We start from the raw sequence: 8204 nt of genomic DNA, 5'->3' as shown, positions 1-8204 counted from the left end.
ACCGGAAGATCACCGTGATCCCGGAATGCGGATCGAGTTTCAGTTCAGTCTGCACTATCAAGGCCAGAGCCTGATGACCGCAACGAAAGTCCACCGGTTGCGTGGCGATCAGGATGGGCAAGCGTTGACCCGCGACGATCATGCCAAACCTCGTATCGCACCAACCAAAGCCGCGACCCGACTGACAGGCACATCGCCCGGCACCTTCACCACGAGGTCGCCACTTATCTCTATCGTCACAATCCCGGCAGTCGCAGCCATCGTCTCTGGCGTCAATGAGGTAACGCCAGGTATCTGCGGCTCATCCGCAATCGACAACGGCACAAACGCAGCTTCACAACCTTCCCCATCCGGCACCGGCAGCATCAACTCTGCTGGCAAGATCAGATGGCCATCACGCGCCTGCTTGCGCCAGTAAGAAAGCTGGTTCGCACTCAGATCATAGCGTTGTGCAACTTCCACAACCCGAGCGCCAGGATGAAGACTTTCAGCGACAATCCGTGCTTTCATCTCCGTCGTCCAGCGTCGGTAGCCGCCCCGAGGATCGACAATGTCTAAACGCCCCGCAAACCCATCGCCATCTACCATCCAAAATCTCCAGCTCTTGCAAAAGACCTTCTGGCAGAAACGTCACTCAATAAAAACACGCCAAATCAATGGGACAGAGACGGCGCATACGGCAATTTGACGCCAAATATTTATTAAATGAATACTCGATTTGTGTAGGGGGGCGCGTTTGGATATTGAATATTGGCAGCGTTGGGTAACGGTAGTTGGGCTCATTGTCGGATTTTATGGTGTGCTTTTGCTTACAGCTGAGTGGCCATATATCATTATTGATGGTGTAAAAAAGTTAGCCGGCCTTCACGAAAACTTTGAATTGAAGCGGGCTAAAAAGGTCAGGGCCAGTTTTGAGAACTGGACGAAAAAGGCTTCATCTCCCTATAAGTGGGTCAGGTCATACGCGGACGGCGCTCTTAAACCTCTCCCTTATATTTCGAAGAATATACAGAGCAATCTGCATGACATCGCCAGCAAGTATGATGTGAAGCTTATCGACCTGGTTGATGAAAATGGCATTATCGTCGTCGATTTGGTTGAAAAGCAATGTTTTGAACTTAGGGAATTTATAGATGATTTAAAGGATAGTGGTGATCCTGTGAATACATCACGACGCGGTCTGGTATATGTGCTAGTTGCTCTTGGGTTCCAGACACTGGGGGCAGTGCCTATAAAAGCGACGATCGACCTTCTCTTTTGATCTCAAGCTTCCGCGCGGTTGGTTCTCTTGCTTCTTCATACATATGGCGAAAACGTGATTTTGCCATATGTTGTAATTTGTTGAAGGCTTTGCTCTTTCAGTATCTGCCAAAAGGATCGATTTCATCCCTTTTGAAAAGCTAGATGTGATCGAGCTTTTTCTAGATAACTCTGATAACAACATAGATTCTTCAATTATCATTATAGATAGAATATTTATAATTACGCGTCGCTAAGCAATATCGGAACAATTGCGGCGTTCTCCGAGTTTGTCTCACGCAGCAAAATCTATGTCTTCAACGAACATAGGGGGAGAGTGAGATGGGTGAGTTGTTGTTTTGGATTGTTCTGGTGGGACTGCCAGTGCTTCTCGTAAGCGGCTTCGCATATGCACACTATCTGAAGCGTACTGGTGGTACCAAGCCAGGCGAAGATGGCGCTTAGCGGAAGAAGGGCTAAATCGATGGCACGCCGTGCAAACTGGAAAGGGCAGTTGAAAATTGATCAGCTTTTGTGCCCCGTTGCACTTTTCACAGCGGCATCAACGTCTGATCGTGTGTCATTCAATCTGATAAATCGCAAGACCGGAAACCGCCTCAACCGGGAATTTGTTGACGGTGACACGGGCAAATCGGTGCCGCGGGAAAATCAGGTCAAGGGCTATGAAGTGTCGTCGGGCACCTATTTGAGTTTCGACGAAGCGGAAATCGCCGCGGCCATTCCCGAAAGCGACAAGACGCTGAATGTCACCCGATTTGTCAAATGCGACGAAATCGACGATGTCTATCTCGACCGGCCATATTATCTTACCCCAGTCGGCGACAGCGATGGTTTCGTACTCGTTCGCGAGGGTATGAAATCTGAAAATGTAGCCGCAATTGCCGAGACTGTCCTTTTCCGCCGCGCGCGACAAGTTCTGATCCGTGCCGACGATGATGGTCTGATAGCCACGACGCTCAATTTCGAATATGAGGTACGAGCGGCAGCGGAGGCATTTGCCGACTTGGGCATTTTCAAGTTCGATCAAGAAATGCTCGACCTGGCGCAGCATATTATCGACACCAAGATGGGCAGTTTCGACCCCGCAGGCTTCGATGACCGGTACGATGCAGCACTGGCAGATTTGATAAAGGCGAAGATTGAGGGGAAGCCGCTCAAGAAGCCGGCTGCGCCGAAGACTGCCGAGGTTATCGATCTCAAGGAGGCTCTTCGCAAGAGTGCAAACCTAGGTCGGGTCGGGCAGGCGGCGACCAAAGCAATAAAAGGCAAAGCCAAGTCCGGGGCGGCATCTGGAACAAAGTCTAGAAAAAAGGCCGGCTGATCATGGGACAGTCACTCGAAACCTATCGCAGGAAACGCGATTTTACCCTGACTAACGAGCCGCGCGGTAAGTCTTCGCGCACAAAACGCGAGCTCTTTGTCGTGCAAAAACATGATGCTCGCAGACTGCATTATGATTTTCGCCTTGAGATGGATGGCGTGCTGAAAAGTTGGGCTGTGACGCGAGGTCCAAGCCTTGTTCCTGGCGAAAAGCGACTGGCCGTGCATGTGGAGGACCATCCGCTTGAATATGCGGACTTCGAAGGCACGATCCCTAAAGGCAAGTACGGTGGTGGTACAGTTATCGTCTGGGATACAGGGCGTTGGAAATCCACTGCTGATGCACATCAGCAATACAAGAAAGGGCATCTTGAGTTCGAGCTCACAGGGGAAAAACTCAAAGGTCGCTGGCATTTGATCCGGATGCACGGAAAGCCAGACGAGAAGCGAGAGAATTGGCTCCTCATCAAGGGGGAGGACGAATTTTCCAGAAATCCTGATGAACCTGACATTCTTGTAGAGATGCCGAAATCGGTAAAAACCGGCCGCGCCATCGCCGATGTCGAACACGAAGCGCCAGGATGGTCATCGAAAACTGGTTCGATCAACAAAAAGTCGAACGCTCAAGGGGATGGTGGGGGCGCAAATATCAAAAATGCGAAGAAGCGACCGATGCCGAGTTTCGTCAAACCTGAGCTCGCTACGCTCGTATCAGTTGCTCCAGATGGAAACCGCTGGCTTCACGAGATCAAGTTCGACGGTTATCGCATCCAGGCTCATATTGCGGGGGGCAAGGTCGCCCTTTATTCGCGTGGGGGACTGGATTGGACTGAAAAATTTGGCCAGCAGATTGCCAGAGATCTTGTTGGTACGAGCGTGAACGAAGCCATATTTGATGGGGAGATCGTTGTCGAAAGCCAGTCGGGACTGTCTGACTTTTCAGCTTTGCAAGAGGATCTAAGGGAGGGACGTTCTGATCGATTCGTTTATTACCTTTTCGATCTACTGCATGTTGATGGCAAAGACCTTCGCCAGACGCCTCTGGTTGAGCGCAAAACGCTGCTCGAAAAATTAATTTCTGCATCATCGTCAACACTTCGCTTCAGCGAGGCCTTTGATGCCGATGGGGCTGCGGTACTGAAGAATGCCTGCGGACTTGGCCTTGAGGGCATTGTGTCGAAGCTCAGGGAGGCATCTTATAGAAGCGGTCGCAGCAACGATTGGCGTAAGTCGAAATGCATTGGACGACAGGAATTCGTCATTGCAGGCTATGTTCCGTCGACGGTAACGCGAGCGGCAATCGGTTCGCTCCTTTTGGGTGTACAGGATAAGAAGGGGCTGGTTCCCGTAGGCCGGGTGGGAACAGGCTTTTCGGTCAGGATTGCAAAAGAACTTTACAAACGGCTGCAAGCCATGCGGCAGGGAGGGAGCCCATTCGCCGTGCCGCTGACGGCAGATGAAAGGCGCGGAGCCAAGTTCGTTACACCGCTGCTGGTAGCGGAAATCGAATTTCGTGCCTGGACTGCCGATAAGCGATTGCGTCACGCGTCCTTCAGGGGGGTACGAGACGATAAGGCTGCCAAGGACGTCATATGGGAGAAGCAAACCATGTCACCCCGTATTTCCAGTAAAGGCCCCGAGGAGATCGACGTGAAGCTCACACATCCCGACCGGGTTTACTGGCCGGGCGAAGGTGTCACAAAACAGGGTCTCGCAGATTATTATTCCGCTATCTGGTCCAGCATCGAACCTTTCATCGTCAACCGCCCCCTGGCATTGTTACGCTGCCCAACCGGAATTGACGGAGAACACTTCTTTCAAAGGCACGCGTGGAAGGGGTTGAATGAACATATTATCGAAGTTCAAGATCCAGAGAACAAGGAAGAGGAGCCTTATATCAGCATTCGGGACTTCAACGGGCTGATCGGTCTGGTGCAAGCCGCGACGCTGGAAATTCACCCCTGGGGTTCTACGCTCAAAAATTGGGAGCTACCGGATACGTTGACAATGGATCTCGATCCGGGTGAGGGCGTTCCATGGTCGCGCGTGATCGAAGCCGCAATCGAGACCAAGGAACGTCTGGAAAAACTCGGATTGAAGACGTTTGTTAAAACGTCCGGTGGCAAGGGACTACATGTGGTCGCGCCATTGAAGCCGAAGGTCGACTGGGACGCCCTCAAGAGCTTTACAAAGGCTATTGCCGACCAGATGGCTGCAGACAGTCCTGATCGCTATGTTTCGACGATTTCCAAGGCCAAGCGCAAAGGCAAAATTCTTATTGATTATCTGCGCAATCAGCGCGGCATGACTGCTGTAGCACCCTATTCGCCGCGGGCACGTCCTGGTGCTGCAGTTTCCATGCCGCTTGGGTGGGACGAAGTGACGTCAGCAATAGGCCCCGCCCATTTTACTATTGTCAACACGCCGAACCGGCTGGCCGCATTGAATAGCGATCCCTGGCAGGATTTTCGCAGCGCGGAAACGCCGCTGCCTAAGCTGAAGAAATAGGCAGAACTCTTCGCATCAGCTTTTTGTATTTTCACCGGCAAGGCTTTTTCGTAGGGCATCCATGATGTTGATAACATTGCCTTCGGTTTCAGGTGCCGTCTTGCGCGGCTTCGATACCGATGCCGTTTTCTTTTTCTTCTTTGCAGCAATCATCGACTGAAGGTTCTTCTGCATTGGGTCCTGAAGAAAATCGGGTTTCCAATCTTCTGTCTTGCCCTTGATGAGCCTGCGGACCATGGAAAGAAGCTTCTTGTCGGGTTTGCTATCTTCAATAGTGGAAAAGTAGTCGGTGGCATTCCGCACTTCATCGCCGAAACGCAACGTCCACAAAACAATTCCGCGACCGCGCGGTTCGAGAAGCACTGCTCTTTCGCGTCGGTACATGACAAGCCGGGCCAGACCGAAGACTGCGCTTTTAACCATTGCCTCCCGGATGACGGAAAAGGCTTCTTGGCCCACCTTGTCGGAAGGCGCGAGATAATGCGGCTTGTCGTACCAGATCCAGCCGATACTGTCCCTCGGTACGAACTTGTCGATGTCTATAGTTCTTGTGCTCTCAAGCGCCACAGCCTCCAGCTCATCCTCTTCAAGAATGACATAACTTCCGTCACCTTTATCGAACCCTTTGACCTCGTCATCATCCCGCACTGGCTTGTGCGTAACCGAATCCACGTATCGGCTGATCACTCGGTTGCCGGTCTCAACATTCAGGGTGTGGAAGCGCACTTTCTCGCTTTCGCTGGTCGCAGGTGTCAGCTCCACTGCACAGGTGACGAGCGAGAGTTTGAGATAGCCTTTCCAGAAAGCGTGGGGCACGAACTGATCCTCCGGAAGAACAGGATAACCTGTTTGAAGCCCGATAGTTCCCGATTAGATTTTTTCCGTCTGGGAACCTGTTGTGGTTTGTAGTGGTTATTCGGCAAGGAAAGTACGACTGGGGTTGCAAATTGCTTAAAAAGTCTTCCGCTGTTCCGCTGCTACAAAACAATGCTGCTCATGGGTTGGTCCATGTCAGCGACACCGCGCCGGGAATTAGGCGCCTGCGTTGTGGAGCCGGGTTTCGTTATGTTCGGTTTGACAAAAAGGCGATTTCAGTCGCGGATCGAAACAGGATTGCTAAGCTTGCCATTCCGCCTGCTTGGAACGATGTCTGGATATGTTGCGATCAGCGCGGACATATACAGGCAACCGGGCGTGATACGCGCGGAAGAAAGCAATATCGTTATCACTCCGCGTGGATGGCGATGCAGGAGGAAACCAAATTTTCAAGTCTGCCAGATTTCGCCGGTGCACTCAGCCGACTGCGCAAAGTGGTCGATATCGATATGCGGCGACGCTCGCTCTGTCGTGAAAAGGTCGTTGCGACCGTCATCTGGCTGATGGATCGACTATTGCTGCGGGTCGGAAATCCAGATTATGCACGTGACAACAAGAGCTTTGGGGTCACTACGCTTCGCAATCGGCATTTGCGGGATGAGCGTGGCGGATTGCGGCTCGCATTTACTGGCAAATCGGGCAAAATGTGGAGTCTCAAGCTTTCCGATAAACGAATTGCGCGTATCATACGCTCCATACAGGAACTGCCTGGGCAGCAGTTATTTCAATATATTGACGGGGCGGGTGATCGCTGTCCCGTCTCCTCTCAGGATATAAATGACTATCTGCGAGTGACTATGCGGTCCGATTTCACGTCGAAGCATTTTCGAACTTGGGCTGCAACGGCAACTGCCCTTGAGTTGCTACGCTGTCTCGATTTGCCTGACAGTGACAGGGCGCAAAAGCAAAGGCTTAATAGCGCAATCGATAAGGTTGCGCACATGCTCGGCAATACAAGAACGGTATGCCGGCAGTCTTACATACATCCTGCCATCCCCGAACACTGGCTGGCCGGAAAACTTGGCTCGCAGATCGATGCCGCTGGAGCTATCCGGCTAGTTGCGCCCGAACTTAGCGATGCCGAGCGTCGCACTTTGAAATGGCTACTTTTCATCGATGCGGAAAAGAGCTGACCAACGGATGACGATGGCTGTTGACGGTTCGCGATCTCGCGGCACGATGCGGTTATGGATTGGCAGGCACAGAACGCCATTGGTCATCATGATGGCTAGATCAACATGTTTTAGGTTAGCGGAAAGACTTAATTAACTGCTTTTAACAGTAGGTGACGAAATGTCGGCTCTCGATCTGGTTGTGACATTAATACTACAGACATATTTCATCTATGAGTTATCTTTTAAATAACGAAATAACCTTAGGCTATTAGGTCACGGAGAAATGCCATGAAAATTAAGTCTCTTCTTTTGGCGTCAACTGTTGCTCTTATTGCTACAACGGGTGCGAAAGCTGCTGACGCTATCGTTGAGGAGCCTGCGCCGGTAATCGTTGCTGAACCTATTTTTAGCTGGACTGGCGCTTATATTGGTGGGCAGATCGGCTACGGGTGGGGAAAATCGGAATTCGAAGATGCTTTCCGTGTGAAACCGGACGGTTTTCTCGGTGGTCTTTATGCCGGTTATAACTTTGATGTCGGCAATAACTTCATTCTCGGTGTCGACGGCGATATCACCTATAATAATCTAAAGGACAACTACAGCGCTACTGACGGAGATATTGCTGGTGACCTTGAGAGCAAGTTGCGGTGGTCGGGTGCTGTTCGCGCACGGGCCGGTGTCGCATTTGATCGCTTCATGCCCTATATCGCGGGCGGGGTTGCATTCGGTAGTGTGAAAAACACGCTTTCAGCAACGGACGGTGTGGATGAAATCAGCGTATCGCAAAGCAAAACCTATACTGGCTGGACGGCCGGTGCGGGTGTGGACTACGCTGCTACTGACAACCTCATTCTGCGCCTTGAATATCGCTACACTGATTATGGTAAGAAGGACTTTGATTTTGGCACGGATGTAAGTGTCGAAGACAAGTTCAAAACACATGACGTTCGTTTAGGTGTAGCTTACAAGTTTTGACAAGCATTATCTCAGAGATATGAAAAGGCGGTCCACGAGGTCGCCTTTTTGTTGCGAAGTCTCATGAGTAACATTCGCCTGGCATTTACGCTTTGAATCCAATATGTTTTTCCTTGGTCGCCTTTGAATCTTCCGCATACCGGGATGGAA

General features: G+C 51.2%; 9 protein-coding genes and 1 pseudogene. 7 read left to right on the top strand and 3 right to left on the bottom strand.

Going from position 1 to position 8204, the window contains the following annotated elements:
* Together tnpB and tnpA are read right to left on the bottom strand one after the other, a co-directional pair.
* Positions 1–142, bottom strand: a 142-nt coding sequence (gene tnpB / locus F9K91_RS26685) for an IS66 family insertion sequence element accessory protein TnpB (protein ID WP_167522154.1), incomplete at its 3' end; no start/stop codon positions are given.
* Positions 139–588 (bottom strand): IS66-like element accessory protein TnpA, encoded by a 450-nt coding sequence (tnpA, locus tag F9K91_RS02050; RefSeq protein ID WP_040129708.1) that lies wholly within the window; start codon positions 586–588, stop codon positions 139–141. The genes tnpB and tnpA, both read right to left, overlap by 4 nt.
* Before the next feature lie 148 nt (positions 589–736).
* Here tnpA and F9K91_RS02045 point away from each other — a divergent pair, with 148 nt between their 5' ends.
* The 4 genes from F9K91_RS02045 (at position 737) to ligD (ending at position 5088) form a co-directional block, all read left to right on the top strand.
* Positions 737–1261 (top strand): hypothetical protein, encoded by a 525-nt coding sequence (locus F9K91_RS02045; protein ID WP_151677049.1) that lies wholly within the window; start codon positions 737–739, stop codon positions 1259–1261.
* A 320-nt stretch (positions 1262–1581) separates the two neighbouring features.
* On the top strand, positions 1582–1704 hold the full coding sequence (locus tag F9K91_RS26555) for a hypothetical protein (RefSeq protein ID WP_255412162.1): 123 nt from the start codon (positions 1582–1584) through the stop codon (positions 1702–1704).
* 19 nt (positions 1705–1723) lie between these two features.
* Positions 1724–2581: a non-homologous end joining protein Ku gene (gene ku, locus F9K91_RS02040; protein ID WP_012093603.1), complete on the top strand. Its 858-nt coding sequence runs from the start codon at positions 1724–1726 to the stop codon at positions 2579–2581.
* Positions 2582–2583: 2 nt separating this feature from the next.
* Positions 2584–5088 carry a DNA ligase D gene (ligD, locus tag F9K91_RS02035; protein ID WP_012093602.1) on the top strand — a complete coding sequence of 835 codons (2505 nt, stop codon included), beginning with the start codon at positions 2584–2586 and terminating at the stop codon, positions 5086–5088.
* 15 nt (positions 5089–5103) lie between these two features.
* Here ligD and ku (F9K91_RS02030) read toward each other — a convergent pair whose 3' ends face one another.
* Positions 5104–5904 carry a non-homologous end joining protein Ku gene (gene ku, locus F9K91_RS02030; RefSeq protein WP_012093601.1) on the bottom strand — a complete coding sequence of 267 codons (801 nt, stop codon included), beginning with the start codon at positions 5902–5904 and terminating at the stop codon, positions 5104–5106.
* Positions 5905–5996: 92 nt separating this feature from the next.
* Here ku (F9K91_RS02030) and F9K91_RS26640 point away from each other — a divergent pair.
* The 3 genes and pseudogenes from F9K91_RS26640 to F9K91_RS02020 form a co-directional block, all read left to right on the top strand.
* A pseudogene (locus F9K91_RS26640) lies at positions 5997–6275 on the top strand (DNA topoisomerase IB); the annotation flags it as partial.
* Positions 6276–6332: 57 nt separating this feature from the next.
* Positions 6333–7097, top strand: a complete 765-nt coding sequence (locus F9K91_RS02025; RefSeq protein ID WP_235912725.1) for a DNA topoisomerase IB — start codon at positions 6333–6335, stop codon at positions 7095–7097.
* A 270-nt stretch (positions 7098–7367) separates the two neighbouring features.
* Positions 7368–8054: an outer membrane protein gene (locus tag F9K91_RS02020; RefSeq protein WP_012093599.1), complete on the top strand. Its 687-nt coding sequence runs from the start codon at positions 7368–7370 to the stop codon at positions 8052–8054.
* Positions 8055–8204 lie beyond the last annotated feature (150 nt).

The organism is Brucella tritici, assembly GCF_008932295.1.
In the GTDB taxonomy this organism is placed as follows: Bacteria; Pseudomonadota; Alphaproteobacteria; order Rhizobiales; family Rhizobiaceae; genus Brucella; species Brucella tritici.
This window is presented reverse-complemented; position numbering and strand designations above follow the sequence as displayed.